At 63.8% G+C, this 26,177-nt stretch carries 23 protein-coding genes and 3 pseudogenes; 10 read left to right on the top strand and 16 right to left on the bottom strand.

Features of this window, described 5'->3' with window-relative positions; translation table 11 throughout:
- Positions 1-171 precede the first annotated feature (171 nt).
- Together ACSKB8_RS31150 and ACSKB8_RS31155 are read right to left on the bottom strand one after the other, a co-directional pair.
- A pseudogene (locus ACSKB8_RS31150) lies at positions 172-844 on the bottom strand (outer membrane protein).
- A 233-nt stretch (positions 845-1,077) separates the two neighbouring features.
- Complete coding sequence (locus ACSKB8_RS31155; protein ID WP_438108216.1) at positions 1,078-1,848, bottom strand: outer membrane protein; 771 nt, start codon at positions 1,846-1,848, stop codon at positions 1,078-1,080.
- Positions 1,849-2,298: 450 nt separating this feature from the next.
- Here ACSKB8_RS31155 and ACSKB8_RS31160 point away from each other — a divergent pair.
- Positions 2,299-2,794, top strand: a pseudogene (locus ACSKB8_RS31160) (single-stranded DNA-binding protein).
- Positions 2,795-3,151: 357 nt separating this feature from the next.
- Complete coding sequence (gyrA, locus tag ACSKB8_RS31165; protein ID WP_438108217.1) at positions 3,152-5,896, top strand: DNA gyrase subunit A; 2,745 nt, start codon at positions 3,152-3,154, stop codon at positions 5,894-5,896.
- An 80-nt stretch (positions 5,897-5,976) separates the two neighbouring features.
- Here the strand turns inward: gyrA and ACSKB8_RS31170 are convergent, their stop codons facing one another.
- The 7 genes from ACSKB8_RS31170 to ACSKB8_RS31200 form a co-directional block, all read right to left on the bottom strand.
- Positions 5,977-6,912 carry an alpha/beta hydrolase gene (locus tag ACSKB8_RS31170; RefSeq protein WP_438108218.1) on the bottom strand — a complete coding sequence of 312 codons (936 nt, stop codon included), beginning with the start codon at positions 6,910-6,912 and terminating at the stop codon, positions 5,977-5,979.
- A gap of 31 nt (positions 6,913-6,943) precedes the next feature.
- Positions 6,944-7,678: an ABC transporter ATP-binding protein gene (locus ACSKB8_RS31175; RefSeq protein WP_438108220.1), complete on the bottom strand. Its 735-nt coding sequence runs from the start codon at positions 7,676-7,678 to the stop codon at positions 6,944-6,946.
- A complete protein-coding gene (locus tag ACSKB8_RS31180; RefSeq protein ID WP_438108222.1) occupies positions 7,675-8,808 on the bottom strand; it encodes an ABC transporter permease in 1,134 nt (377 codons plus the stop codon). The genes ACSKB8_RS31175 and ACSKB8_RS31180 overlap by 4 nt, the downstream gene beginning before the upstream one ends.
- A 10-nt stretch (positions 8,809-8,818) precedes the next feature.
- Positions 8,819-9,727: an acyltransferase family protein gene (locus ACSKB8_RS31185; RefSeq protein WP_438108224.1), complete on the bottom strand. Its 909-nt coding sequence runs from the start codon at positions 9,725-9,727 to the stop codon at positions 8,819-8,821.
- Positions 9,667-10,167, bottom strand: a complete 501-nt coding sequence (locus ACSKB8_RS31190) for a hypothetical protein (RefSeq protein ID WP_438108226.1) — start codon at positions 10,165-10,167, stop codon at positions 9,667-9,669. Before ACSKB8_RS31190 ends, ACSKB8_RS31185 begins: the two co-directional genes overlap by 61 nt.
- 86 nt (positions 10,168-10,253) lie before the next feature.
- Positions 10,254-12,107 (bottom strand): potassium transporter Kup, encoded by a 1,854-nt coding sequence (locus tag ACSKB8_RS31195; RefSeq protein ID WP_438110757.1) that lies wholly within the window; start codon positions 12,105-12,107, stop codon positions 10,254-10,256.
- A gap of 198 nt (positions 12,108-12,305) precedes the next feature.
- On the bottom strand, positions 12,306-12,563 hold the full coding sequence (locus tag ACSKB8_RS31200; RefSeq protein WP_128933644.1) for a hypothetical protein: 258 nt from the start codon (positions 12,561-12,563) through the stop codon (positions 12,306-12,308).
- A 246-nt stretch (positions 12,564-12,809) separates the two neighbouring features.
- Between ACSKB8_RS31200 and coaD the strand changes: the two are divergent.
- From coaD to queA, 5 genes and pseudogenes are all read left to right on the top strand, one after another.
- A pseudogene (coaD, locus tag ACSKB8_RS31205) lies at positions 12,810-13,305 on the top strand (pantetheine-phosphate adenylyltransferase).
- A 38-nt stretch (positions 13,306-13,343) separates the two neighbouring features.
- Positions 13,344-13,907, top strand: coding sequence for a peptidylprolyl isomerase (locus ACSKB8_RS31210; RefSeq protein WP_091897764.1), 564 nt, complete (start codon positions 13,344-13,346; stop codon positions 13,905-13,907).
- Positions 13,908-13,916: 9 nt separating this feature from the next.
- Positions 13,917-14,321: a hypothetical protein gene (locus tag ACSKB8_RS31215; protein WP_438108228.1), complete on the top strand. Its 405-nt coding sequence runs from the start codon at positions 13,917-13,919 to the stop codon at positions 14,319-14,321.
- The gene (locus tag ACSKB8_RS31220; RefSeq protein ID WP_438108230.1) at positions 14,318-14,782 is read left to right on the top strand and encodes a peptidylprolyl isomerase; all 465 of its coding nucleotides are present in this window, start codon (positions 14,318-14,320) and stop codon (positions 14,780-14,782) included. Before ACSKB8_RS31215 ends, ACSKB8_RS31220 begins: the two co-directional genes overlap by 4 nt.
- A 144-nt stretch (positions 14,783-14,926) precedes the next feature.
- Positions 14,927-16,000 carry a tRNA preQ1(34) S-adenosylmethionine ribosyltransferase-isomerase QueA gene (queA, locus tag ACSKB8_RS31225; RefSeq protein ID WP_438108231.1) on the top strand — a complete coding sequence of 358 codons (1,074 nt, stop codon included), beginning with the start codon at positions 14,927-14,929 and terminating at the stop codon, positions 15,998-16,000.
- Positions 16,001-16,097: 97 nt separating this feature from the next.
- Here queA and ACSKB8_RS31230 read toward each other — a convergent pair whose 3' ends face one another.
- The 4 genes from ACSKB8_RS31230 to ACSKB8_RS31245 form a co-directional block, all read right to left on the bottom strand.
- Complete coding sequence (locus tag ACSKB8_RS31230; RefSeq protein WP_438108233.1) at positions 16,098-17,135, bottom strand: aspartate-semialdehyde dehydrogenase; 1,038 nt, start codon at positions 17,133-17,135, stop codon at positions 16,098-16,100.
- A gap of 228 nt (positions 17,136-17,363) precedes the next feature.
- Positions 17,364-17,966 carry a PepSY domain-containing protein gene (locus tag ACSKB8_RS31235; protein WP_438108235.1) on the bottom strand — a complete coding sequence of 201 codons (603 nt, stop codon included), beginning with the start codon at positions 17,964-17,966 and terminating at the stop codon, positions 17,364-17,366.
- A gap of 251 nt (positions 17,967-18,217) precedes the next feature.
- Positions 18,218-18,961 (bottom strand): TetR/AcrR family transcriptional regulator, encoded by a 744-nt coding sequence (locus ACSKB8_RS31240; protein WP_438110759.1) that lies wholly within the window; start codon positions 18,959-18,961, stop codon positions 18,218-18,220.
- A 135-nt stretch (positions 18,962-19,096) separates the two neighbouring features.
- Complete coding sequence (locus tag ACSKB8_RS31245; protein WP_438108237.1) at positions 19,097-20,275, bottom strand: patatin-like phospholipase family protein; 1,179 nt, start codon at positions 20,273-20,275, stop codon at positions 19,097-19,099.
- Positions 20,276-20,491: 216 nt separating this feature from the next.
- Here ACSKB8_RS31245 and tgt point away from each other — a divergent pair, with 216 nt between their 5' ends.
- Positions 20,492-21,637, top strand: a complete 1,146-nt coding sequence (gene tgt / locus ACSKB8_RS31250) for a tRNA guanosine(34) transglycosylase Tgt (protein ID WP_438108239.1) — start codon at positions 20,492-20,494, stop codon at positions 21,635-21,637.
- 1 nt (position 21,638) lies between these two features.
- On the opposite strand, the gene ACSKB8_RS31255 is transcribed toward tgt, so the two are convergent.
- Entirely contained in the window at positions 21,639-21,857 is a 219-nt protein-coding gene (locus tag ACSKB8_RS31255; RefSeq protein ID WP_370987247.1) for a hypothetical protein, read from the bottom strand.
- A gap of 221 nt (positions 21,858-22,078) precedes the next feature.
- Between ACSKB8_RS31255 and cysK the strand changes: the two genes are divergently transcribed.
- Both cysK and ACSKB8_RS31265 read left to right on the top strand, forming a co-directional pair.
- The gene (cysK, locus tag ACSKB8_RS31260) at positions 22,079-23,056 is read left to right on the top strand and encodes a cysteine synthase A (protein WP_438108241.1); all 978 of its coding nucleotides are present in this window, start codon (positions 22,079-22,081) and stop codon (positions 23,054-23,056) included.
- A gap of 3 nt (positions 23,057-23,059) precedes the next feature.
- Positions 23,060-23,302: a BrnA antitoxin family protein gene (locus ACSKB8_RS31265; RefSeq protein WP_091897797.1), complete on the top strand. Its 243-nt coding sequence runs from the start codon at positions 23,060-23,062 to the stop codon at positions 23,300-23,302.
- A 238-nt stretch (positions 23,303-23,540) separates the two neighbouring features.
- On the opposite strand, the gene ACSKB8_RS31270 is transcribed toward ACSKB8_RS31265, so the two are convergent.
- Positions 23,541-24,971: a caspase family protein gene (locus ACSKB8_RS31270; RefSeq protein WP_438108243.1), complete on the bottom strand. Its 1,431-nt coding sequence runs from the start codon at positions 24,969-24,971 to the stop codon at positions 23,541-23,543.
- A 202-nt stretch (positions 24,972-25,173) separates the two neighbouring features.
- The gene (locus ACSKB8_RS31275) at positions 25,174-26,049 is read right to left on the bottom strand and encodes a DMT family transporter (RefSeq protein WP_438108245.1); all 876 of its coding nucleotides are present in this window, start codon (positions 26,047-26,049) and stop codon (positions 25,174-25,176) included.
- Between the last annotated feature and the right edge of the window lie 128 nt (positions 26,050-26,177).

Consider the following 26,177-nt stretch of genomic DNA (forward strand, 5'->3'; position numbering starts at 1 on the left):
GCGCGGATTTCCAGTGGCCTTTGCGAATCGTCAACGGATTGTTGGTGCGCTGGCGGCATCTGGCGGCAGGAGCGGCGGAACTGCGGAAAGGGCGCTCAAAACAAAAAAGGCCGGCGCGAGGCCGGCCTTTCGTGACGATGTGACGTCGGTCGCGAAGATCAGTACTTCAGATCAGTACTTGGCGACGACCGGGCCGCCGAAGTGATAGTTCACGCCAACCTGCACGGTGTGGAAGTTGATCGTGCCGGACGCCAGCGGAGTGCCGAGGTTGGAGAAGTAGTTCTCGCTGCCGAGGCTGCGGATAGAGGTACTCGCCCTTGACCGACCACTGCGGAGCGAAGAACGCTTCAACGCCCGCACCGACGGTCCAGCCGGAGTGCCACTTGCTGTCGGAGACGCTCACGCCCAGCGCGCTGAGGGTGATCTTGTTGTCGATCCAGGCGTAACCACCGGTCCCGTAGAACAGGAAGTTATTGACGGCCCAGCCGATACGGCCACGCACGGTGCCGAGCGCATCGGTCTTGGAAGCCACGGTGATGCCAAGCGCGGTCGCCGAAGCGTTGACGTCAGCCCAGGCGCCATCCGCCTCGATGCCGAACACGACGTTGCCGGTCTGCCAGTTGTAGCCGGCGGTGCCGCCGACGAAGCCGCCCTGCATCTTCGGGTCGGTCGAAGTAGCTTCCCAAGCGCCGCCGCCGACGACACCGAGATAGAAGCCGGTCCAGTTATAGACAGCAACCGGAGCGATCGGCGCCTTGGTGTAGGGGCGGGCTGCGAGATCAGCGGCCGAAGCCGGAGCAGCGAGAGCGAACAAACAGGCCGAAGCCAACAAAACCTTCTTCATCTTCAATCTAATCCCAGTCCCAGTTTCTGTTGTTGCCTTCCATGCCGGAAGGGCAGCGGACTCAACGGCCCAACTAATGCCGTGCTTACACCACTAAAGCCGCAAGTTGTGTCTCCGAAAAGCCACAACAGCCCCCAAAACGTGGCAAGTGCTAACCTATTGTTCCGAAGAGCACGCAAGCAAAAGGCCGGCGCGGGGCCGGCCTTCAATCTCTCAGTGATATCAGGTAGATATCAGTATTTTGCGATGAGCGGACCGCCCCAGCGATAATTCACGCGGATCAAGCCGATATCAACATCCTGGCTGATGCGCTCGGAGCGCGTGACAACACCGAGCGGCGCACCGACGAAATTGCCGGACCCGGTGAAGTTGATCGTGCGGTTGCCGAGGAAGATGTGATCGTACTCGAAGCCGACCGACCAGTTCGGCGCAAATCCGAACTCGATGCCCGCGCCCACCGTGCCGCCCCAACGGGTCTCGTTGGCCCGGTCGAACTCGAGGCCTGTCGCCAAATCGAAGGTCCGATAGCGGTCACCGACGACGGCGCCGCCGCCCTTCACGTAGAGCAGCACATTGTTCCAGGCGTAGCCGACCTGGCCGGTGATCAAACCGAACGAGTCGATCTTCGAGCGGTTGCGAAGGGCGAACAGCGCGCTGTCATTGTCGCCAGAAAAGTCGGCCCAGTTGCCCTGGCCTTCGACGCCGAACACCCAATTGGCCGACTGCCAGCGATAGCCAATCTGGCCACCGACCGTGCCGCCGGTCGCGTTGTGGCAGCCTTCGCCGACCAGAGTGCCGGTCACAGGCGTCACGAAGTCCCAGCACTTGTGGCTGGTGCCGCCGCCGCCGTTGATACCGATGTAGAAGCCGCTCCAGTCGTAGATGGCGGCGACCATCGGCGGCGGAGCTTTGGTGTAGGGACGCGCAGCGAGATCTGCCGCACTTGCAGGAGCCGACAGGCCCAACGCGATTGCACCGATTGCACCAAACAGAAGCTTATTCATTGTAGTCTCCCCAGTTTTCGTCCGCTTCTCAAAGTCCCCGAAGCGGTTGATCAGGCGCGACGCCCATATGAACTAAGTCCAACTCAACCGTAGCCTAAGGAGTGGGCAAAGTCCGTCTCCGAAATGCCACACTCGCAAACCGATTGAACCAAGTGCAACTTGATGAATGTTAAGTAGTTTTTACCGTTTCTCGGGAACCCAAAAAGTTCCATCCGGAGGCTGCCTTCTTCATCGCCAATCGTAGCCGGACTGGGCCGACGTTCGCCCGATCGCCACAAAGAACAAATCTGGAACGAAGCGGATGGCGATGCTATATGTGGGGATAACCTTGGGGGTGATGGGCTGAGCGGCGTCCGCAAGCGTATAGGGTCGCCTCAACAGGGCGGCGGAGGAACGCGAGGAGCGGACTTTCGCCTTTGAAATTCAGTGGCATTGGAGTGGAGAGCGGCGATGGCGGGAAGCGTCAACAAGGTCATTCTGGTTGGAAATCTCGGCAAGGATCCCGAGATCCGCCGCACCCAGGACGGGCGGCCGATCGCGAATTTGAGCATCGCCACCTCGGATACCTGGCGCGACAAGAATACCGGTGAACGCAAGGAAAAGACCGAGTGGCATCGCGTCGTGATCTTCAATGAAGGGCTGTGCAAGGTTGCCGAGCAGTACCTGAAGAAGGGCGCCAAGGTTTACATCGAGGGCGCGCTCCAGAACTCGCAAATGGACCGATCAGAGCGGCGTCGAGAAGTACTCGACCGAGGTCGTGCTCCAGGGCTTCAACTCGACGCTGACGATGCTCGACGGCCGCGGCGGCGGCGGAGGAGGCGGCAGCTTCGGCGATGAGCCGGGCGGCGATTTCGGCTCCTCCGGTCCCGTCAGCAGCGCACCGCGCCGTCCTGTTGCCGCCGGCGGCGGTCGCAACAGCGACATGGATGACGATATCCCGTTCTGAGAGCACGGATCGCGCGGCCAAGGCGCATTACCTGATCGGGTTGCGCCGGGCGTGTCGTGTCAGCAATTTCTACTAATCGGCGGGTCAGGCTCGGATTTTCCGGGCCCGCTTCATGTTCGACGTGAGCTCGGGCTGCCCATGGGCAAACCGTCTGACAGGGCCCGCTCGCTGTGCGGTTTTCCAGGCGCGTGAAGTCATTTTGGAGGGGATTCCGGGCCTCTCGGAAGCAGTACTCGGAAGGGCTTAAGTTATTGGAAAAATAGGCGGAAAAATCGCTTGCCAGGGCCTTCGCGAGGGTGGTTATCCGGCCCCCGATGCGCTATATGATTCCCAGATAAAACCTCACCGGATTTCCCCTTGGCTGACGACGACAACAAGCCCGGCGACCAGCCGGCGCAACCCTCGGACATTCGCCCCGTCTCCATCCTCGACGAGATGAAGAAGTCCTATCTCGATTACGCCATGAGCGTGATCGTGTCGCGCGCGCTGCCCGATGCGCGCGACGGCCTGAAGCCGGTGCATCGCCGCATCCTGTTCTCGATGAACGAGGAAGGCTACACGCCGGACAAGAAGCACAAGAAGTCGGCCGGTATCGTCGGCGACGTCATGGGCCAATACCATCCGCATGGCGACCAGGCGATCTACAACGCGCTGGTGCGCATGGCGCAGCCGTTCTCGATGCGCGAACTGCTGGTGGACGGGCAGGGCAATTTCGGCTCGGTCGACGGCGATCCGCCGGCGGCGATGCGCTACACCGAGTCGCGCCTGACCAAGATCGCGCTGAAGCTGCTCGACGACATCGACAACGAAACCGTCGACTTCCAGGACAATTACGACGGCTCGACCAAGGAGCCGGTGGTCCTGCCGGCGCGGTTCCCGAACCTGCTGGTCAATGGCGCCGGCGGCATCGCGGTCGGCATGGCCACCAACATCCCGCCGCACAATCTCGGCGAGGTCATCGATGCCTGCCTGGCGTTGATCGACAATCCGTCGCTGACCATCGACGAGCTCAACAACATCATCCCGGGTCCGGATTTCCCGACCGGCGGCATCATCCTGGGCCGCCAGGGCATCCGCAGCGCCTACCATCTCGGCCGCGGCTCCATCGTGATGCGCGGCAAGGTCACGTTCGAGACGATCCGCAAGGAGCGCGAGGCGATCGTCATCACCGAGATCCCGTATCAGGTGAACAAGGCGACGATGGTCGAGCGCATCGCCGAACTCTACAAGGAAAAGAAGATCGAGGGCATCTCCGATCTGCGCGACGAGTCCGACCGCGAGGGCTACCGTGTCGTCGTCGAGCTCAAGCGCGATGCCGTGCCCGACGTGGTGCTGAATCAGCTCTACAAGTTCACGCCGCTGCAGACGAGTTTCGGCGTCAACGCCGTCGCGCTCGATTCCGGCCGTCCGCAGACGATGAACCTGAAGGATATGCTGACGATCTTCGTCGGCTTCCGCGAGCAGGTCGTCACGCGCCGGACCAAGTATAAGCTGCGCAAGGCGCGCGAGCGCGCGCATGAGCAGGTCGGCCTCGCCATCGCGGTCGCCAACATCGACGAGATCATCAAGGTGATCCGCACCTCGCCGACGCCGGCCGCTGCGCGCAACACCCTGATGACGCGCGACTGGCCGGCGCGCGACGTCGAGGACATCATCACGCTGATCGACGATCCGCGCCACCGCATCAACGCGGACGGCACCATCCGCCTGTCACTGGATCAGGCCAAGGCCATCCTGGAACTGCGCCTGGCACGTCTCACTGCGCTCGGCCGCGACGAGATCGGCGACGAGCTGTCAAAACTCGCCGGCGAGATCGGCGACTATCTCGAGATCCTGCGCTCGCGCGCCCGCATTCTCGAGATCATCAAGACCGAGCTCGCCGAGGTGAAGGCCGAGTTCGCCACGCCGCGCCGCACCGTGATCATGGAGCAGGAAGGCGAGGTCGAGGACGAGGACCTGATCCAGCGCGAGGACATGGTCGTCACCGTCTCGCACGCCGGTTACGTCAAGCGCGTGCCGCTGTCGGCCTACCGGGCGCAGCGCCGCGGCGGCAAGGGCCGCGCCGGCATGCAGACCCGCGACGAGGATTTCGTCAGCCGCCTGTTCGTGGCCTCCACGCACACGCCGGTGCTGTTCTTCTCCTCGCGCGGCCAGGTCTACAAGGAAAAGGTCTGGCGCCTGCCCATGGCCGCGCCGAACGCGCGCGGCAAGGCGCTGATCAACATCCTGCCGCTGGAGCAGGGCGAGCGCATCACCACCATCATGCCGCTGCCCGAGGATGAATCGACCTGGGCCAACCTCGACGTGATGTTCGCCACCACAGGTGGCAACGTGCGGCGCAACAAGCTGTCCGACTTCGTCGACGTCCGCCGTTCCGGCATCATCGCGATGAAGCTCGACGACAACGAGGCGATCGTCGACGTGCAGATCTGCACCGAGCGCGACGACGTGCTGCTGACCGCTGCCGGCGGCCAGTGCATTCGCTTCCCCGTCACCGACGTGCGCGTGTTCACCGGGCGCACCTCGATGGGCGTGCGCGGCGTCGCGCTTGGCGAGGGCGACAAGGTGATTTCGCTGGCGATCCTGCGCCATGTCGAGACCACCTCGGACGAGCGCTCGGCCTATCTGAAGATGCGCCGTGCGGTCGCCGGCGAAGCTGCGACTGAGGAGACCGCCGTGGACGGCGAGGCCGAGGAGGCCTCCGGCAGCTTCCAGCTGGCCCAGGAGCGTTACGCCGAGATGTCGGCGCAGGAGCAGGTCGTGCTCACCGTGTCGGTCAACGGTTACGGCAAGCGCACCTCGTCCTACGAGTACCGCACCACGGGCCGCGGCGGCAAAGGTATCGTCGCCATGAGCGTCAACAACCGCAACGGCAACCTCGTGGCCTCATTCCCGGTGGAAGACGCCGACCAGATCATGCTGGTCACCGACAAGGGCCAGCTGATCCGCTGCCCGGTCGAAGGCATCCGCATCGCCGGCCGCTCGACGCAGGGCGTGATCGTGTTCGACACGGCCGAGGACGAGCACGTCGTCTCGGTCGAGCACATCACGGAAGAGGCCGAGAGCGGGAATGGAGAGAACGGCAACGGCGGTGGAGCCTAGCGCATGATCCGGAAAAGCGCGCAGCGGTTTTCCGAAAGATCATGCTCGAACAATAAGCGCGATGACGATTCATCCTGATCTCATCGCGCTTCGGCTGGCCCGGGCGCCGACGAAGCTGTATCGCAACGCAGGTTGGAGATGAATTCTCCGATCTGAGCGATGGCCGCATGGGCTTCCGGCAGCACCGGAACGAAGAGCTGGAAGACGTGCGGCATGCGCGGCCAGACCTCCAGGCGGCTCCGCGGATTACCTTGTTTCAGCTTGTCGGCCATGCGGACCGCGTCATCCCGCAGGATCTCGTCGCTGCCGACATGGATCAGCACCGGCGGAAGGCCGAACGCATCGCCATAGAGCGGCGAGGCATGGGGGTTATAGGGGTCGGCGCCTGCCAGATAGCAACGCACGAATTCCGGAACATCGTGCACGTTCAACATCGGATCTGATGCGGCATTCTCGATCAACGAGGGCGCGGTGAGCGCGAGATCGGTCCAAGGTGACATGGCAACGGCGGCGACAGGAAGCGGCTTGCGTTCGTCACGCAGCCTCATGAGAAGGCACAGGGCCAATCCTCCACCGGCTGAATCACCCATCACGAACAGTTCGCCTGGATCGCCCGTCTCGCCGGCGAGCCAGAGAAAACCCGCCACGGCGTCGTCCAGTGCGGCCGGAAACGGATGTTCGGGTGCGAGGCGATATTCAAGGGCCCAGACCGTCGACCTAGTCACATTGGCAATGCGCCAGGTGAAATGCCGGTAGTAGATCGGCGCGCCCGAGACATAAGCGCCGCCATGAAGGTATAGCACGTTGCGTCCCGGACGCGACGCCGGGGTGGCGATCCGGTGTAGTCTGAGGTGACTGGCCTGCACGACGCTTGTCTTTGTGCTGCGTGGCGGACGAGGCACCCATCGCTCCATGCGATGCATGTTGGCCCGCCACGTCCCGACATCGAATGGCTGACGGTGCCGTTTCAGGAACATGCGGATGCCGAGACGCAGCATTTCCGCGCGCAAGCTCATGGTGCGTCCTCTTGCTTCATTCGCTTGGGTCTTACGGCCTGAATGCGGCCGCCTTTGGCAGGTGCAGCCGCTCGGGTTCGCCGGATCCGGTGTCGACCAGCAGGCCATCCTCGATCTCGACGATGCGATCCGCAAAGGGAATGACTCGCGGATCATGCGTCACGACGAGCACGGCGCGCTCGCGCTGATGGGCTGCATCGGCGAGAATCCGCATGATGCTTCGCCCGTTATTGCCGTCGAGCGCGGCAGTTGGCTCGTCGGCGAGAATGACCGAGGGATTGGCGACAAAGGCTCGCGCGATCGCGACCCTCTGCTGCTCACCGCCGCTGAGCTCGCCCGGCAAGGTATCGGCCTTCTGCTCCAGACCAACCAGGTTCAGTGCTTCCCGCGCCCGTTTCCTTGCCTTGCGTCCACTCTCATGACGGATGTCGAGGGCGAGTTGCACGTTCTGTGCAGCGGTGAGCGTCGGAAACAGATGATAGGACTGGAACACAAAGCCGATATGGTCGCGCCTGATTCTGGCCAGTCCCTCCTTGTCGACGCCCGACGTGGGCGTGCCGCACACGGTGAGCGCGCCCGAACTTGGTGCCAGCATGCATCCGAGCACGAGCAGCAGCGTCGTCTTGCCGCTGCCCGACGGTCCCATCAGCAGTGTGAACTCGCCGCGTCGCAGCGTGAGGTCAATCCCGCGCAGCGCCTTCACCTCGCCAGCGCCACGCCCAAGCGTTTTCTTGATCGCAGTGGCCTCAATGATGATTTCGTTCATCGCATGAATACCGTTGCTGGATCGATCCGCACTACACGCACGATTGCGCCGATCGCCGACGCTACGCACATCACGACCGTCAGCACAAACAGGGCTGCAATTAGCCACGGCGTGATGACGATGGGCAACGCGCTCTTGGCAGTCATCTCCACAACGACAGCGCCGATCGCAGTCGCAATGATGAAGCCGATGATCGCGTTGAGGAGCGCCTGATAGATGATGACCCTGTAAATATATGCATTCGACGAACCCATTGCCCGCAGGGTGGCGAATTCACTGAGGTGATCCTTGGTGCTCGAATAGAGTGTTTGCGCGACGATGACGGTGCCGACGATCACCCCCAGCAATGCGCCGGCAAACAGCGCAGCGCCGGCGCCGGTCCCGAACAGCCAGAACGAGCGGCTACGGCTGCGGAATTCATCCGTCGTAAGCACCTCGTGCTCACCAACCTGAGCTCGAACGGCCTTAAGAACTGTGTCGCGGTCGGCGTCGGGCTTGAGGCGAACCAGGAGGTTGCTGGCGCGATCGGGAAAGGCTCCGGTGTAGGTGCGAGCGTTTTTCAGGTCGACGAAGACATAGGGCGTCGTGGTGAAGGAGCGGATGCCGTCGGTCAAGGCCACGACCTTCACGCGGCGGCCGCGGATCTCGGCCGTTGATCCGATTTTTGAGACGCCGAGGCGTTCGTAGTAGGAGCGGTCGACGACCACGGCTCCATTTTGCGAGAGCGCGCGAACATCACCCTCGACCACGTTCCATGGCCTCAGGCTTCCATCACGCAAATCGGCGCCGACAACAAAGATCGGTGTCATCTCGCCGCTCTCGAGGCGCCAGTCCGAGAAGCCGATGACCAGCGGGACCACGGAGGCGACGCCATCGACGGATGCGACCTTGTCGCGCAGCTTCGCATCCAGCAACGAAGGATCCTCAAAGCATTTCGCTCCCCTCGGTAGCACCCAGAGATCGGCTGACGCATGGTCGATCATCGTTGTCACCATGCGACCGAAGCCCAGGAATAGGCCCATCTGGATCATCACCAGGACGACCGAAAATACGATGCCTACGAGTGTCGCGACAAAACGCAGGCGATCGTGGAAGAGATTGCGGGACGCGAGCGTCGGGACCAGTGACATGGACGTTCCGTCATCGAGGTTGATCTGAGATAGCGCCCTTGCCCGGGAGTCCGGAATGCCGGTGCACCAGCAGTCTGACGCCTGCGGCGAGGAATCCGCTCGCGGCCCAGCTCAGAGCCAGTGCCACGATGAGGACGAACGCGGCTTTAGCGACGGCATTCAGTCTCGTGCCGAGCAGCGCATATTGCAGCCACAGCACGAACGGGTAATGCGTGAGGTAGATGCCGTAGGCATTGGTCGAAAGACTATCGGCGAGCGCCGAGCGGCGACGCAACAATGCCAGCGAACTGGCCACGAAAGCGATCACGCCTGTTGCGCATGCAGGGGGAAAGGCGAAAGCCGCGGCGAGACGGTATGCGGGCGGGCTGGCATTCCAATCCGGCATCGTCAGCGAGGTCAGCCCGCCCCACAGTGCAAAGCAGGCACATGCTGCGGCAACCCAGGTGGGCCAGTGGCGCGCGAGTGGGCCGTCGATGCGGAAGATACTGCGATCACAGCCGTAGCTGCCGATGGCAAATCCCGCGGAGAAATAGAGGAGATAGTGCAGCGGGCGGCTTAGCTGGAAAGACAATGGGCCGAAAAAGGTCCATTCCCAGGGCGTAAAGATCATCGCAAGCGGGACATAGGCCAGTGCCGACAGAATTGTGAGGCCTGCAAAGAACAGCAGGGGACGATCGTCGCACTTGGCGACGATGAGGCTCGCGGCTCGTGGCCACGATGGCACGAGCTCATGCAGCGCTGCAGCCAGACCGCTGAGCAGCAGAAGCTGCCACAAGAACCATTGCGGGCCCGCGGGCCACATCGGCAAAGCGCGCCAATGCTGCCAAAATGCCGCAGGCGACGTGTCGGTCGCGGTCGTCAGATATGAGGCGTAGTACGCCACCGGACTGAGAAACGTGACCGCCAGGACGAAGGGCAATCCAATTCGCCACCACCGCTCCGCGAGATAGGCGGGGCCACCCTTGCGGATGAGTCCGTGCGGGTGAACAGGCCCGCCAAAAGGAACATCAGGGACATCAAGCTGACGTCCTGCCATGCGCAGAACAGGTCCAGCCCGAACCAGCGCTCGCGGTCGATGATCGGAAACGCGATCCACCGATAGGGCGGCGCGTCGAAGGCGAACGGATGCGGCGGCTGAGAGGCGAGGTAGGGAAGGGCCGAATGGAAGGCGACCACGATCAGGATGACGACAGCGCGCAAGTTGCTGAATGTGACGTTGGCGCCAGGGTTCATGGGGAGCACCGGCCCAGGATTGATCTCGCCGGAACCAACCGAAGGCGATCCACCTGGTTCCAATTCGCCGGGCAGCGGACGCTGTTTTGCTGAAGCCAACGCCTCCAGCGCCCGGCGCGCCGGCATGCTCGTCAGCGCGGGTCTTGTCGCAGCCAGTGCCGGTGGGGCATCGCTGCGCGCATTCTCGCTACGCGATGCGCGCAGCGCGTCGGCTAAATCTCGAGCTCCGTGCCGAACTCGACGACCTGCTTGGTCGGCACGCCGAAGAACGCGGCGGAGCGTTCTGCGTTGCGCTGGAGGAAGGCGAACACGCCTTCGCGCCAGACCCACATGCCCGGGATGTCCTCGCTCGGGATAATGGTCTCGCGACCGACGTAGTAGGTAATGTCGGAGAGGTCGATGCCGGGCAGCTTGCCCTGGCGGCAAGTGAGCTTCAGTCCCTCATAGATCGTGGGGTTCTGCATGAAGCCATAATGCAGGATCACGCGGGTGATGCCGGGGATGATGTCGATGATCTCGGCGCGTTCGTCGTCGGGAATGTGCGGAGACTCCTCGATCAGCACGGTGACCAGCAGCACGCGTTCGTGCAGCACGCGGTTGTGCTTGACGAACTGGGTCAGCGCCAGCGGCACGCCGCGCTGCGCGGAGGCAAGGAACACGGCGGTCCCGGGCAGCCTGGCGCGGCATTTGTTGATGGCCGTCTCGATCAGGTCCTCCTCGGGCTGGCGCAGCCGCGCGCGGGCCGCCTCGACCAGCTTCACGCCGGCGCGCCAGGTCAGCATCAGGAACGCGACGAGGCCGGCGAGCAGCAGCGGAAACCAGCCACCCTCGAACAGCTTGATCGAGTTCGCCGCAAAGAAGATCAGGTCGATCACGAAGAAGAAGCCGTTCACGGCGACGACGAGCCAGGGCGAAAAGCCCCACTGGATCGCGACCAGGGCGGCCAGCAGCGTGGTGATCGCCATCAGCAGCGACACTGCGATGCCATAGGCGCCGGCGAGGGCGTCCGAGGAGCCGAAGCTCAGCACCGCCCCGAGCGTTGCGGCTGCGAGCAGCCAATTCACCAGCGGCACATAGATCTGTCCGATCGCAGCGCTCGTGGTGTGACGGATCAGCATGCGCGGCAGGAAGCCGAGCTGGATCGATTGCTGGGTCAACGAGAACACGCCGGAGATGATCGCCTGCGAAGCGATCACGGTGGCGACCGCCGAGAAGGCGACCAGCGGATAGTGCAGCGCGTCGGGACAGAGCTGGAAGAACGGGTTCTCGATCATGGCGGGATCGGTGATCAAGAGCGCGGCCTGGCCGAAATAGTTCAGCACCAGCGCGGGCAGGCACACCGCGAACCAGGCGAGCCGGATCGGGAAGCGGCCGAAATGCCCCATGTCGGCATACATGGCTTCGCCCCCGGTCACCGCGAGGAAGGCCGCGCCGAGAATTCCGAAGGAGACATGGAAATCCTGGTGGATCAGGAAGTCGAAGGCATAGAACGGGCTCAGCGCCGCCAGCACCGCCGGAGCCTTGACGATGCCGTGGATGCCAAGCGCGGCCAGCACGACGAACCAGGTCAGCATCACCGGGCCGAAGATGCGGCCGATGAAGCCGGTGCCCTGCTTCTGCATCATGAACAGGCCGATCAGGATGGCGATGGTCACGGGCACGACCACGGGCGCAAGCGAGGGGGCGTCGACCTTGAGGCCTTCGATGGCGCTGAGCACGGAGATTGCGGGCGTGATCGCGCCGTCGCCGTAGAGCAGGGCGGCGCCGACGAGGCCGACGACCAGCAGATGCGCCCGCCAGGTGCCGGGCTGGGCGTTGCGGGCATGCAGCAACGCCAGCAGCGCGACGATGCCGCCTTCGCCGCGATTGTCCGCGCGCAGGATCAGCAGCGCGTATTTCAGCGAGATGATCAGCAGCAGCGCCCAGAGGATCAGCGAGGCAACCCCCAGGACAGCATCGTGACTTAATGTGCCGCCATGGGCAGCCGCCTTGGCGGCTTCCTTCAGGGCATAGAGGGGGCTCGTGCCGATATCGCCATAGACCACCCCGAGGGCGCCCATGGTCATGGCAAGCGGCAGCGGATCGGGATGGTGGCCGGAAGCGACTGCGGGCGTACTGGACAATGGCGACCCCGATGGAAACGCGCCCGGCGGGCCATTCCGACGGGCGCGAGCGTCATGCAGTCTGCGACGAGACGTCGCAAATATCCATGGGGTTGTGTTGGGTCTATAGCGGACTAGCTGACGTGAAACTGACAGATCCGACTACGGGGTCCGATCAGCGGTCACGAGGCGTGCCTCACGGACATCGGCTTTGGTGCCGGCGCGGCGCAGGCACGAGGCTTCGAAGTTCGGCCAGGCCTGCTGCGAGCAGTCCTTGCCGATGCTGCGGATGTCGAGCCGGTCGCTCTTGGCCAGCGGCTGCGGCACGCTGGCTTCGACCGTCGGGGCGAAGCCGGGCAGCAGGGTGAGGGCGGCAGCAACACATGCAGAGATGGCGATCGCCGAAAGAGCCTTGATCATTGACAGTCCCCTGTGATGCGGCCGCTGCGCCTTGTGTGCGGCCCGTCATTCGTTGGCTGGATAAGTAACCATGGCCAGTTTCCAGACGTCTTCGCCGGAGCGGGAAATGGTTTCGTTGCTGCGCCCTTTGTTTCGTGGCCGCCCTCAGGACGAAACAATTCGGGGATTCCGACATGGTTTTGCGGAAAAACCGCCAGGGAACCCGCCCGGCTTGCCGGGCCGGGCCGGGCGCGGTAGGAGGAGACCATGCCGCGCATCGCCTTCTATCCCGGTTCCTTCGACCCCATCACCAACGGCCATCTGGACGTGGTCCGGCACAGCGTGTCGCTGTGCGAACAGGCTGGTTGTCGCGATCGGGGTCCACCCCGGCAAGAAGCCGCTGTTCTCGACCGAGGAGCGGCTGAAGATGCTGCACGAGGTCTGCGGGCCGGTGGCGGCCCAGGCCGGCTGCGTGTTCGAAGCGGTGACCTTTGACGATCTGTCGGTCACCTCGGCGCGCAAGCACGGTGCGACCATCATGATCCGGGGCCTGCGCGACGGCAGCGACCTCGATTACGAGATGCAGCTTGCCGGCATGAACGAGGCCATGGCGCCGGAGGTGCATACGGTCTTCCTGCCGGCCTCTCCCATGGTTCGCCCGATCACCGCCACTTTGGTGCGCCAGATCGCCGGCATGGGCGGAGACGTCTCGGCCTTCGTCCCGCCGCTGGTTGCGGCACAGCTCAAGGCAAAATTCGCCTGATAACGGCGCGCTTCCTCTCTCATCTGACCGGAGTTGTCATGATCCGAATTCTCGCAGTTCTTGCCGCGCTTGTGTTCGCGGTGCCGGCGGTGGCGCAGCAATTGCCGGCGAACCTCGACAAGGCCAACGCCATCGTCATCGACAGCACCAAGGGCCGCATCGTCATCAAGCTCCGGACCGACATCGCGCCCCAGCACGCCGAGCGCATCAAGCAACTCGCGCGTGAGGGCTTCTACAACAACGTGCCGTTTCACCGCGTGATGGACGGCTTCATGGCGCAGACCGGCGATGGCCAGAACGGCAACGGCACCGGCGGCTCGAAATATCCGAACCTGAAGCAGGAATTCTCCAAGGTGCACTTTGCACGCGGCATCGTCGGGATGGCGCGGCGCGGTGACAGCGTCGACAGCGCCAATTCGCAGTTCTTCATCATGTTCGCCGACGGCGGCAGCCTCGATAACCAGTACACGGTGATCGGCGAGGTCGTGCAGGGCATGGACGTCGTCGACAAGCTGAAGAAGGCACCGCCCGGCTCGGCCGGCGGCACCGTCACCGATCCCGACAAGATGGTGAAGGTGCAGGTCGCATCCGACGTCAAGTAGGAGAGGACGATGGCGCGCCGCGGTGGCAAGCTCGTGCTGGTTGCCGCGATGCTGCTGCTCGGCATCTCCAGTACGGCGGCCGAAAACGCGCAGGTCAACACCATCCAGGACATTTTCCGGCATCTGCGCACCTGCTGGAAGCCGCCGGCCAAGGCGCGCCCACTCGACATCACCGTCGTCGTGAGCTTTAACCGGGCCGGAAACATTCTGGGCCGTCCGAGGATTACCTATGAATCCGCGGAGGCCTCCGACAACGACCGGCTGCAATACCGGATCGCGGTGATGGAAGCGTTGCAACGCTGCACGCCGGTGCCATTTACCGATGCAATGGCTGGCGCTGCTGCGGGGCGTCCATTCGCGATCCAGTTCCGCACCCGGAAGACTTCACCCCCAACGCAAGAGAGACGAGCATGAGCGTCACCGAAAACACCCTGATCCTCGAGACCACGCAGGGCCCCGTCACCATCGAGATGCGGCCTGATCTCGCGCCCGGTCATGTCGCGCGCATCAAGGAGCTGGTCCGCGAGGGCTTTTACGACGGCATCGTGTTCCATCGCGTGATCGACGGCTTCATGGCGCAGACCGGCTGCCCGCAGGGCACCGGCACCGGCGGCTCCGGCAAGAAGCTGAAGGCCGAGTTCAACAAGGAGCCGCATGTGCGCGGCACCGTGTCGATGGCGCGCGCCGCCAATCCCGACTCCGGCGACAGCCAGTTCTTCATCTGCTTCGACGACGCCCGTTTCCTCGACAACCAGTACACGGTGTGGGGCAAGGTCATCGAGGGCATGGAGAACGTCGACAAGATCAAGCGCGGCGAGCCCGTGCAGAACCCCGACAAGATCGTCAAGGCGCGGATGGCGGCGGATAAGGAATAAGCCTTCGACCCTCATCCTGAGGAGCGCGGAACGCGCGTCTCGAAGGATGAAGGCCCCGCTGCTGCAGCTCGGCCTTCATGGTTCGCGACGGCGCTAACGCGCTTCCTCACCATGAGGGTTTGGCTTTGCCGCGCCCGGCCCGACATGCGCACCGACCTCTTTGATTTTGACCTGCCTGCCGAGCGCATCGCGTTGCGCCCGGCGAGCCCGCGCGACTCCGCGAAGATGCTGGTCGTCGAGAATGGCGCGTTGCGCGACCAAACCATCTCTGACCTGCCGCAATGGCTGAAGCCGGGCGACCAGCTCGTCGTCAACGACACCAAGGTGATCGCGGCGCAGCTGAGGGGCCGTCGCATCGGGCGTGAGACCGAGCCGAGGATCGATGCGACGCTGATCAAGCGCCTCGACGGCTCGCGCTGGCAGGCGTTGGTGAAGCCGGCGAAGAAGCTCACAGCCGGCGACCGCATCCGCTTTGGCAATGAAGGCAAGGTCTGCCTGCTCGGCCATCTCGACGCCGAGGTCGAAGCCAAGGGCAGTGAAGGCGAAGTGACGCTGTCGTTCTCGTTCCACGGTCCCGCGCTCGACCAGGCCATCGCCGATCTCGGCAGCCCGCCGCTGCCGCCCTACATCGCCTCCAAGCGCACGCCTGACGATCAGGATCTCGCCGACTACCAGACCATGTTCGCGGCGAACGAAGGCGCCGTCGCCGCGCCGACGGCCGGGCTGCATTTCACCCCGGCGCTGGAGCAGGCGCTGCGCGACCGCGGCGTCGGCATCAACCGCCTCACGCTGCATGTCGGGGCAGGGACCTTCCTGCCGGTCAAGGTGGACGATACCGAAGGCCACAAGATGCACCCCGAGTGGGGCACGATCTCGGCCGAGGCCGCAGAGCGGCTCAACGCCGCGCGCAAGAACGGCGGCCGCATCATCGCCGTCGGCACCACGTCACTGCGGCTGCTGGAAAGCGCCGCCGCGGAGGACGGCAGCATCCAGCCGTTCGCCGCGGAGACGTCGATCTTCATCACCCCCGGCTATCGCTTCCGCGCCGTCGATATCCTGCTGACCAATTTCCATTTGCCGAAGTCGACGCTGTTCATGCTGGTGTCGGCATTCTCTGGCCTGGAGACGATGAAGCGAGCGTATGCGCACGCCATCGCGGCTGGTTATCGGTTTTATTCGTACGGGGATGCGTGCTTGTTGTTTCGAGCAGGGCCGTAGGGTGGGCAAAGCGAAGCGTGCCCACCATCTTTCCTGATTGCGCGAGTGAAGTGGTGGGCACGGCGCTTGCGCGCCTTTGCCCGCCCTACGATACCGGTTATGCCATCACCCGCTGCGGCAAGAGCTCGGCGATCTGCACCGCATTGAGCGCCGCGCCCTTGAGCAGCTGATCCGCCGCAACGAACATCGAGATCGAATGCCCTGAGGGATCGCTGAGATCCTTGCGGATGCGGCCGACCAGGACGTCGTCCTGGCCCGAGGCGTCGATCGGCATCGGGAAGTAGTTCTTGGCGCGATCGTCGACCACCTTGACGCCGGGCGCCTGCGCCATAATGGCGCGGACCTGGTCCTCGGTGATCGGCTTCTCGCATTCGAAGGTGATGGCCTCGCAATGAGCGCGCAGCACCGGCACGCGCACGCAGGTGACGCCGACTGCAATGGTTTCGTCCTCGAAAATCTTGCGGGTCTCCTTGATGACCTTGGTCTCTTCGTCGTTGTAGCCGGTGTCAGGATCGACCGCCGTGTTGTGGTTGAAGAGGTTGAAGGCGTAGGGGTGCGGCATCACCCTGGGCGTATAGACCTGCCCGTTGAGATTGGCGCGGGTGGATTCGACGAGCTCCTCCATCGCCGCAGCCCCGGCGCCGCTGGCCGCCTGATAGGTCGCGATGATCACGCGCTTGATGCGATTCTTCTGGTGGATCGGCCACAGCGGCACCAGCGCGGTGATCGCGGCGCAGTTCGGGTTGGCGATAATGCCCTTGTGATCGCGGATGCGGTTCGCGTTGATCTCGGGGATCACCAGCGGCACGTTCGGGTCCATGCGGAAGGCGGAGGAGTTGTCGACCACGACCGCGCCGGCCTTGACCGCGATCGGTGCGAACTTCTTGGAGATGCTGCCGCCGGCGGAGAACAGGGCGATGTCGACGCCCTCGAAGGAACGCTCGGTCAATTCCTCGATGACGACCTCTTGCCCGCGGAACGACACCGTCTTGCCGGCCGAGCGGGCACTGGCCAGCGCCCTGAGCTTACCGGCGCGAAAGCCGCGCTTGTCCATGGTGGCGATGAATTCGGCGCCCACCGCACCGGTGACGCCGACAATCGCGACGACGGGATCGTTACTCACTTTGTCCTCCATTGCATTGAGAATTTAGACAACAAAAAAGCCCCGGACCATCGAGGGCGGGGCTTCGGTAGAGCTGATGCGTTTAAGTCGACGACCTACGCGCGCACGCCTCCCCGGGCCCCTGAGGCCGTGGTGGTTTTGGTCGTGCGTTTGGTGGTCGTGAACATGGCGGCGACTTATGCGGGAGAGTCTTGCAGCCGTCAATGGCTTTTCGCCTCCGGTCGATGCCGGGGCCCGTCGCTATTTGGCCCGTGCGCCCGGCGGCTCCAGAATGACCTCCTTGAGGTCGTCGCCGCTGATCACGACGATCGCGAAATTGAGCCGGCCGCGTTCGCGCACCAGCCCGCCGCTGATCGCCTTGCCCGAGGCCGCGCGTTCGGCGACGCGCACGGCATCCGCGAGGCGATGCCTGATCGCGCCGAGCGCTGCGAGGTTGCTGCGGTCCTCAAGGTCGAGCTCGGCGAGCGGAAGGGCGGCTTCGCCGCCGACGAGCTCGCCGGTCGCAGCATTGATGGTGTGGCGCCAGATCCGGTCGTTGTGCAGGGTCTTCACGCGGTAGACCGGCACACCGGAGGCTCCGTCAAAACTCACATCCGCCGTCGTGGCGCCGGCGTGCCGGCCTTCCGCGATCGCCATGGCTTGGCTGATCGAGATCGACGAGCTGCGAAAGCGCTCGATCTCGCGGCTGACTGCCTGGCGGTCCGCTTCGGCATCACTATCTGTGTCGCTGTGAAGCGCGGTCGGCGTGCCCGCAGTCACGATCGCCTGTGCCGGTGCGGCGAGGAGCAGCGCGGGCAAGGCGATCGCAAGCAGTTGCGAGGTCCATCGTTTGGCTGTCGTCATGCTCGAAACCCTCGGCCAGCGAGTGTGCCGGATGATCGTAAAGAATTCGCGGCCGACCTTGGGCATCGGTCGGCCGCGGAACGCCGCATCGGGCTGTACCCGGCACGACGATCGAAGCGGGACGGACCTCTTTGGGGCTGGTGAAAAAGCGGTCCGTCTCGCCTTGTAACTAAACCATACCGTATCGTTTTATTTTGGTCAATGGCGAGGCCGTGGTTCCCTGGGGGATAGATCGCGCGCTCACGGAATTGTCAGCGGGACGGGCGCCGCTGCGGGCTCTTTGCGGCGCTCTGGATGCGGTCGGCGGGTCCCAGCGCGCCAGCCAGGAACAGCTTGATCGCCGCCCGCATCCGCTTTTCCGCGGCCTTCATCTCCAGCGCCGTTCCGAACGTCGCCATGCGGTGGGTGTGACCGACGACGACGTCGAGAAACACCTCGGCGGCAATGGTGGTGTCTTCGACATCGAGTGCGCCTTGCGCCACCAGACGGTCGAAGAAGCGTGCCGTCGTGGCGACGGCCTTGAGCCAGCCTTCCTCCTTGCCGAGCTTGGCGACGTCAGGGAAGTTGATGGCCTGTGACGTCATCATGCGGCTGAAGGCGACGGCGTCGGGGCCGCAAGTGAACGTCAGCATCTCGCGCCCGATCTCGACCAGCCGCTGCTCCACCGAGATGTTCGCGGCGCTGGATAGCTGCGTCTCCGCGGCCGCCGACAGCGGTGCAAGCCATCGCGCGATCTCGCGCCTCAGCACGGCCGCAAACAGTCCGCGCTTGTCGCCATAGCGGGAATAGACAGTGGGCTTGCTGACCCGGGCCGCTTCCGCGACGGCGTCGAGCGAGGTTGCATCGAAGCCGCGATCCAGGAACAGGCGGGTAGCGACCTCGATCAGCCGCTGGTCGCGCTCGATCGCGGCGGTTTTCGTCGGCCGGCCGCCGCGCGATTTCGGCACCTCGCGCCTTGGCGAGGCGGTTCTTGTCTTGGTCGCAGTCAATCCCATGCCCAATGATTCCTGCGCGGTCGTGATATCAGTCATTCGCTCTATATCGCGCGGGAGCGGGGGCGTCATGGCGAATCTGGCCGAATTGGCCGTATCGTCAACGGTTTCCGTATGGCCTCGTTCCGTCACGAAGGATCACGGAAGCGTCGATGTCCAGGCCTGGCCGGACGCCGCCTTGTCATATCCGTACTGATACAGCGCCCGCATATAGGCAGTGTCGAATCCTTCCGAGGGCGCTGCCGGATAGTCGCGCGCGATATAGGAGAGATGGAAGCCCAGGCGGTTACGCTTGGCAAAATCATAGGTCGAGAAGATGATCGAGCGCGTCTGCGACTGGGTGATCGATGACAGGCTGCGCGAGGCGACGTCGATGGTGCTGTTGGAGACGAGCTCGAAATTGCGTTCGATCTTCTTGTTAACGAGGATGTAGATGTCCATCTTCGCGTTGCCCGGCAGGCGGCTGCCCTGGAAGAGCAGGGCTTCCGGCAGCGTCAGCACCGGCGCCGTCACGCCGCCATCGACATGCATCTCCTGAAACCTGCGGCCCTGGCCTTCGGCGTCGATCATGATCGGCGGAAACACCAGGGGAATGCTGGCGGAAGCCGCCATCACGTCGCGAAACAGTTTTAGCGCCTCGGGCGTTCCGACCGCGGCGACCTTGCCCATGTCCCAGATCGCGGTCCGCTGGGTGTCGAGATCGGTCGTCACGATCAGCAGCTTCCGACCCTTGGCATTTTCGCGAGCGACTTGCGCCATGATCTCGGGCCCGACATAGCGGGCGACGAGCTCGCGCAGCCGCGTGTTGCCGAACAGGCCGGATCCGAACAGCACCCGCACGATGCTGGGATCGTTCAGCAGGCTCTCCGCGATGCCGCTGGTGTAGACTTCCTTCAGCGTGTCGTCATATTGCGAGCCGAGGAACGCAAACGGCGCGATCAGGCCGCCGGTGCTGACACCCGAGACGACCGAGAAGGTGGGACGGGTTCTGGCTGCGGTCCAGCCGTTCAGCACGCCGACGCCATAGGCGCCGTCGGCACCGCCGCCGGATAGCGCCAGATAGGTTTTGGTCGCGGTGTCCTTCTCGAAGCTGAATTTCGTGACGGGCTCGTCGGCGTAGCGCCGGAGGCCATCGATATCGAGCACACGCGATGTGCTGGCTTCGGCGGCCGTATAGGGCGTGCGGGGCAGGGACGTGCAGGCACCGAGCGCCAGGCTGCACGTCAGGACCAGGACTGCGCCCAGGCGGGCGCCGATCCGCCCAATCCAGCCCTGCGAGAGGCCGGGAATTTTGGTCGAACTTGAAGGGAGGGGCATCGTCGGTGGCTGGCGATCACGCTTATACCGCCGCCGGCAAATTCGCCGCGGCAATCTCGTCCAGCCCCAGGATAAAACTACACTGTATCGTTTTGTTTAACAAGAGCAATTGGCACCAATATCCGCTCCAATTGTGTCCCAGTCTGAGGCACAAGCCAGCCTTGGCCTGGTTCGCGCGGGTTGATCGGCCTTCTCCGACACGCAATAAGCACCGCCATGAATCCCGACAATGATCTTCCCAATCACTTTGAATTGCTCGCCACCGATGGCGCCGCGCGCACCGGGCGCCTAACCACGCCACACGGCACGGTCAGAACGCCGGCCTTCATGCCGGTCGGCACCGCGGGCGCCATGAAGGGCATGCACTGGCGCGAGGTGCGCGACGCCGGCGCCGACATCGTGCTCGGCAACACCTATCATCTGATGCTGCGGCCCGGGGCCGAGCGGATTGCGGCGCTTGGCGGCTTGCAGACATTCACCGGTTGGAACGGGCCGATGCTGACGGATTCCGGCGGCTTCCAGGTGATGTCGCTGGCGGATCTGCGCAAGGTCAGCGAGCACGCCGTCACCTTCCGCTCGCATATCGACGGCGCCAAGGTCGAGCTGTCGCCGGAGCGCTCGATCGAGGTGCAGCGCTTCCTCGGCTCCGATATCGCCATGCAGATGGACGAATGCGTGCGGCTACCGGCTGAGCGTGACGACATCGAGCGGGCGATGCACCTGTCGCTGCGCTGGGCCGAGCGTAGCAAGCGGGCCTTCGCGAGCGCGCCCGCCGGTTACATGCTGTTCGGCATCGTGCAGGGTGGCGACGTGCCGCAGCTTCGCCATGCCAGCGCGCAAGGCCTGGTCGAGATCGGCTTCCACGGCTATGCGATCGGCGGCCTTGCCGTCGGCGAGCCGCAGGCGGTGATGCTGGCGATGATCGAGGAGACCGCACCATTGCTGCCGAGAGAGCGGCCGCGCTACCTCATGGGCGTCGGCACGCCCGACGACGTCCTCGAGGCAGTGAAGCGCGGCGTCGACATGTTCGATTGCGTGATGCCGACCCGCAATGGCCGTCACGGGGTCGCCTTCACGCGCTTCGGCCAGGTCAATTTGCGCAACGCACGCCACGCCGACGATCCGCGTCCGCTCGATGAAGAGAGCTCATGGCCGTCGACGCGGAGTTGCGCGCGCGCCTATCTGCATCATCTCGTCAAGGCGGGCGAGACGCTGGGGGCGATGCTGCTGTCCGAGATCAATGTCGCCTATTACCAATCCCTGATGCACGGCATCAGGGACGCGGTCGCACAGGGAAGGTTCGAGGAGTTCTATCAGCGTACGCGCGAGGACTGGACGAGGGGCGACATAGCCCCGCGCTAGATTAATTGCAGACGAAGCGCTGCTTGACGGCATGCTTGGTCACGAAGCCATAGCCGCAATTGTCACAGGTCCAGAGATAGCTGATCACGTGGTCGGAGACGTAGGCAGATGCTTCGGCGGCGACCATGGAGTCGGCGCAGACCGGACAGGTAGGCAACTCGCTGCAGCGCGGATAGCGGTTCAGCGCGACGGTCGACAACACTTCAGCAGCTGCTGACATCGTGGTGACCTCCCTGCTTTGAGACCTAAGTCTAACATAAGCCGAATCAGTTGACGAGGTCGCAACACAAATGCGTTGCTTTTCTGAATATTTGCAGCTCACGTGATTTTGCGATGCAGCGTATTTAACATGTGCCGCATTGTCGCTTGCGTGTCGCTGCAAGCTGTCCGTAACTGCGCGAGAGCCGTGAAAGCGCAGATTGTTGCCACAGGGAGTTCATCATGGACGCGTCGTCCAAGACGGGTGCAGCGCACCAACCCGGCCGCGGCCGGATCTATGACTCGATCGTCGAGGCTTTTGGCGACACGCCGATCGTGCGGTTGCAACGACTGCCCGGCATGCACGGCGTGAACGCGACCATTTTGGCAAAACTTGAATATTTCAATCCGGCCGCGAGCGTGAAGGACCGCATCGGTGCGGCCATGATCATCGCCATGGAGAAGGCGGGCATCATCAAGCCCGACACTGTGCTGATCGAGCCGACCTCCGGCAATACCGGAATCGCGCTTGCCTTCGTCGCGGCCTCGCGCGGCTACCGGCTCAAACTGGTGATGCCGGAGTCGATGTCGATCGAGCGGCGCAAGATGTTGGCCTTTCTCGGTGCGGAACTGGTGCTGACGCCGGCAGCCCAAGGCATGAACGGCGCCATTGCCGCCGCGGAAGAACTGTTGAAGACGACGCCGAACTCGGTGATGCCGCAGCAGTTCGAGAATCTCGCCAACCCCGAGGTGCACCGCCGCACCACGGCGGAAGAGATCTGGAACGACACGGCCGGCAACATCGATGTCTTCGTCGCCGGTGTCGGCACCGGAGGCACCATCACAGGCGTCGGCCAGGTGCTGAAGCCGCGCAAACCTTCCTTGCGGGTGGTGGCGGTCGAGCCGGAGGAGAGCCCGGTGCTGTCAGGTGGCCAGCACACCCCGCACAAGATCCAGGGCATCGGTGCCGGCTTCGTCCCCGACATCCTCGATCGCTCCGTGATCGACGAGATCGTGAAGATCAACTCGACGACGGCAATCGAGGCCTCGCGCGCGCTGGCGCGGCATGAGGGCATTCCGGGCGGCATCTCTTCGGGCGCCGCGATCGCGGCCGCGCTTCAGATCGGCAAGCGGCCAGAAGCTGCGGGAAAAACCATCCTGGCGGTGGTGCCGTCCTTCTCCGAGCGGTATCTTTCCACGGCTCTATTTGAGGGAATCTAGGACATGGCGGATCAACCGAGGCGGCCGCGTACGCTGGGCGATGCCAGAACGGAAGCCGAGGCGGCATTCAAGAAGGTGACGGCCAAGGTCGCCGTGGCGCCGCCCAAGCAAACCGCCGTTCCCGGCATCAAGGAGCAGGTCACGCTGCGTATCGACCAGGACGTGCTGGAGTTCTTTCAGGAGGGCGGGCCGGGTTGGCAGGACCGCATCAACGAAGCGCTGCGGAAGGCTGCGGGGAAGTCGTAGCCAACGTCGTCATTGCGAGCCAACGGGTCCGCGCGAAGCGCGGCCCGATGGCAGGCTCCGCGAAGCAATCCAGAATCTTTCCGCGGTGACAGCCTGGATAGCTTCGTCGCATCAGCGCAAAATTGCTCTGCAATTTTGTCGCGAGCTCCTCGCAATGACGGAGCATGCTGCGACACCGTTGTACCAAAGAAAAAGCCCGGCGCGAGCCGGGCTTTTGTTTTGATGCTGCAGTCCTGCCTCAGCGGCGGAACATGCCGCCCATCATACCGCCGACGACGCCACCCACGAAGGCCGCGCCGGCAGCATCGCCGGGGTTGCTACGCTGGGGAGCCGGTGCCGGCGCGCTGCTGGGGGGCGGGGCACTAGCGCGCCGAGCCGCCTTCTGGCTGTTATCGCTGGCGGTCGGCGGTGCGGCCACGATCTCCGAGAGCAGGGCCTTGTGCTGGTGCTTATTGAGGTAGCCGGACGAAGGATAGCCGCGCGCTGCTTGCCAGCGCTTGAGCACGGCGCGGGTCTCGTCGCTGAACACGCCGGTCTGCTTGGTGTCGAAGCCGAGGCCGGTCAGGCGACGCTGCACGTCGCGGCGCTGGTTCTTGTCGAGGCCGATCTGGTCTTCGGTGAGCTGGGTGGCCTCGTCGGTAAAGGTCGCGGGATCGATACCAGCGTTGAGCGTGCGGGTCGCGGTCGAGGGGCCGCTCTTGATCGCGGCAAGGCGTGCCAGCGCCAGCGCCTTGAACTGACCGTTCGGATAGGCGGCGAGATAGGCGTTGAGCTCTTCCGGCTTGTTGGACTCCTTCACCGAGCGCCAATATTCGAGCTCGACACCGTCCGAGCCGCCGCCGGTTGCCGCCGGCACGGTGCCGGCCGCGGTCGGCGCCGCGTTGGCGACTTGCGTTGCCGGGGCCTGGTTGAGATAGACGGAGCCGGTCAGGTTGGTGTGGCCCCAGGGCAGTTGGCCCTTGCGGGTCTCTTCATTGACCTGGGCGCGCACAGACGTCATCGCCTGCTGAATCTCGACGCCGGGCTTGGTGATGTTGTCGATCAGCGCACGGGTGAACGGGCTGTTGTTGCCCTCCTGGCCGTCGAGCGCGGTCTGGCCAGGGCCGGTGGCGAATGCGATCAGCGTGCCTTCGCCGGACTTCATCTCGGCGAGACCGCTCTGGACGTTGACGCTGCGGGTCGCCGAGTTCGACTTGATCTTGGCGGCGAACGGATTGTCGCGGCAGGCATCGAGGAAGACGAGCTTGACCTTGGCATCGCCCATGGTCTGCTCGAGCGTCAGGTCGATGTTGATGGCGGCCCCTAGCTTGACGTCCATCTCCGACTTGATGTCGGCGTCGACAGGCAGGAGATAGTTGGTGCCGCTGACGGCAATGCCGTGGCCGGCATGATCGAACAGCGCGATGTCGGAGCCCTGCGCCTTGCGGCCGAAATCGAGCAGCTTCTCCGTCATCTGGTCGCGGCTGAGATTGGACCCTTCGATCACCTCGAAGCCGACATTGCGCAGCGTCGCCGCCATCGCCTTGGCGTCGATCGGCGGGTTCGGCAATTGCGCGACGTTCTTGTAGGAGCCGTTGCCGACGACGAAGGCGACGCGGCGGTCAGCCTTCGCAGCACTGATCGACAGTGCCATGCACATCAGCGAAGCGAGGAGGGTGAGATAGCGCATTCTGAAATCCCCCAGAATCGAATTGCAGGCAGCAACAAATTGGCAACGAACCTACACGAAGTGCCCGACTTCGCGCCACCAAAACGGCGGTCCGCTGCGTTCAACCCGCTGCTGTGTGGCCGAATGTGCACGATGGAATGCTTCCCCAACGTGATCCAAATCACACGGCCACTTCGTTTTGTCGCGCGAGGCGGCGCGAGGTTCACCGCGCACGGGCTGGAACCACTGATGGCGGCCTTAAATTGAGGAGATTACCGCACAGGATCAGCGCCGCGCCCAGTACGGTCAAGGTGTCGAGACGCTCCGAATACAACAGCCAGCCGACGGTTGCCGTGAGCGGAACCCGCAGGAAGTCCATCGGCACCACGATGGTCGCATCCGCGTACCGGAGAGCGCTGGCAAGGCAGTAGTGCGAGAATGTGCCGCAGACTCCGATGACGAAGAGCCAACCCCACATGGAGGCTGACGGCCAAGTCCAGACGTAGAGCGTAGGTAGCAGGCCGACGACCATCTGTACGACGATCATCCAGAACAGGATCGACAATGCGCTCTCGGTCCGGGTCAGCGACTTCGCCAATATCATGGAGATGCTGAAGCCAATCGCGGCCCCAAGCGCGATCAGCTGGCCCGGATTGATCTCGCCGGTGGCGGGCCGCACGATCATGACGACGCCGACGATGCCGAGTACGACGGCGGCGATCTTCCAGACGGTCATGCGCTCGGACAGGAAAGTTGCGGCCAGCAGTGCCGTCCAGATCGGCATGGTGAATTCGATCGCGACGACCTGGCCGATCCCGATCAGCGCCAGCGCGTAGAACCAGCCGAGCTGCGCGAAATAGTGGACTCCGTTGCGCGCGAGGTGCTGCGGCAGGCGTTTGGTCGCGACCGCCTTGAAGCCGCCGGCGCGGTAGATGATCGGCAGAAGCAGGAACAACCCGATCACAGATCGCACTTCCATGATCTGGAAGACGTTGAGCTCGCTCGTGGTCTCGCGGCCGGCAACCGCCATGACGAGCATCAGCGCGAGCCAGCCGGCCATCCAAAGTGCAGCCATCGATTTGGACGGTGTCGTCGTCATAGGTGTGAGTGCGGGAAATCGTACCTGAGGGGAAAGCCGGTATCAGCGACATCGACGCCGTTTGCAACGGTCAAATCTGCGGATGCAGCGATGCAGCTCAGTGTGCTAAGGCGTCAGCGAACAACGAG

It is taken from the genome of Bradyrhizobium sp. BR 1432 (genome assembly GCF_051547705.1).
GTDB classification, from domain to species: domain Bacteria; phylum Pseudomonadota; class Alphaproteobacteria; order Rhizobiales; family Xanthobacteraceae; genus Bradyrhizobium; species Bradyrhizobium zhanjiangense.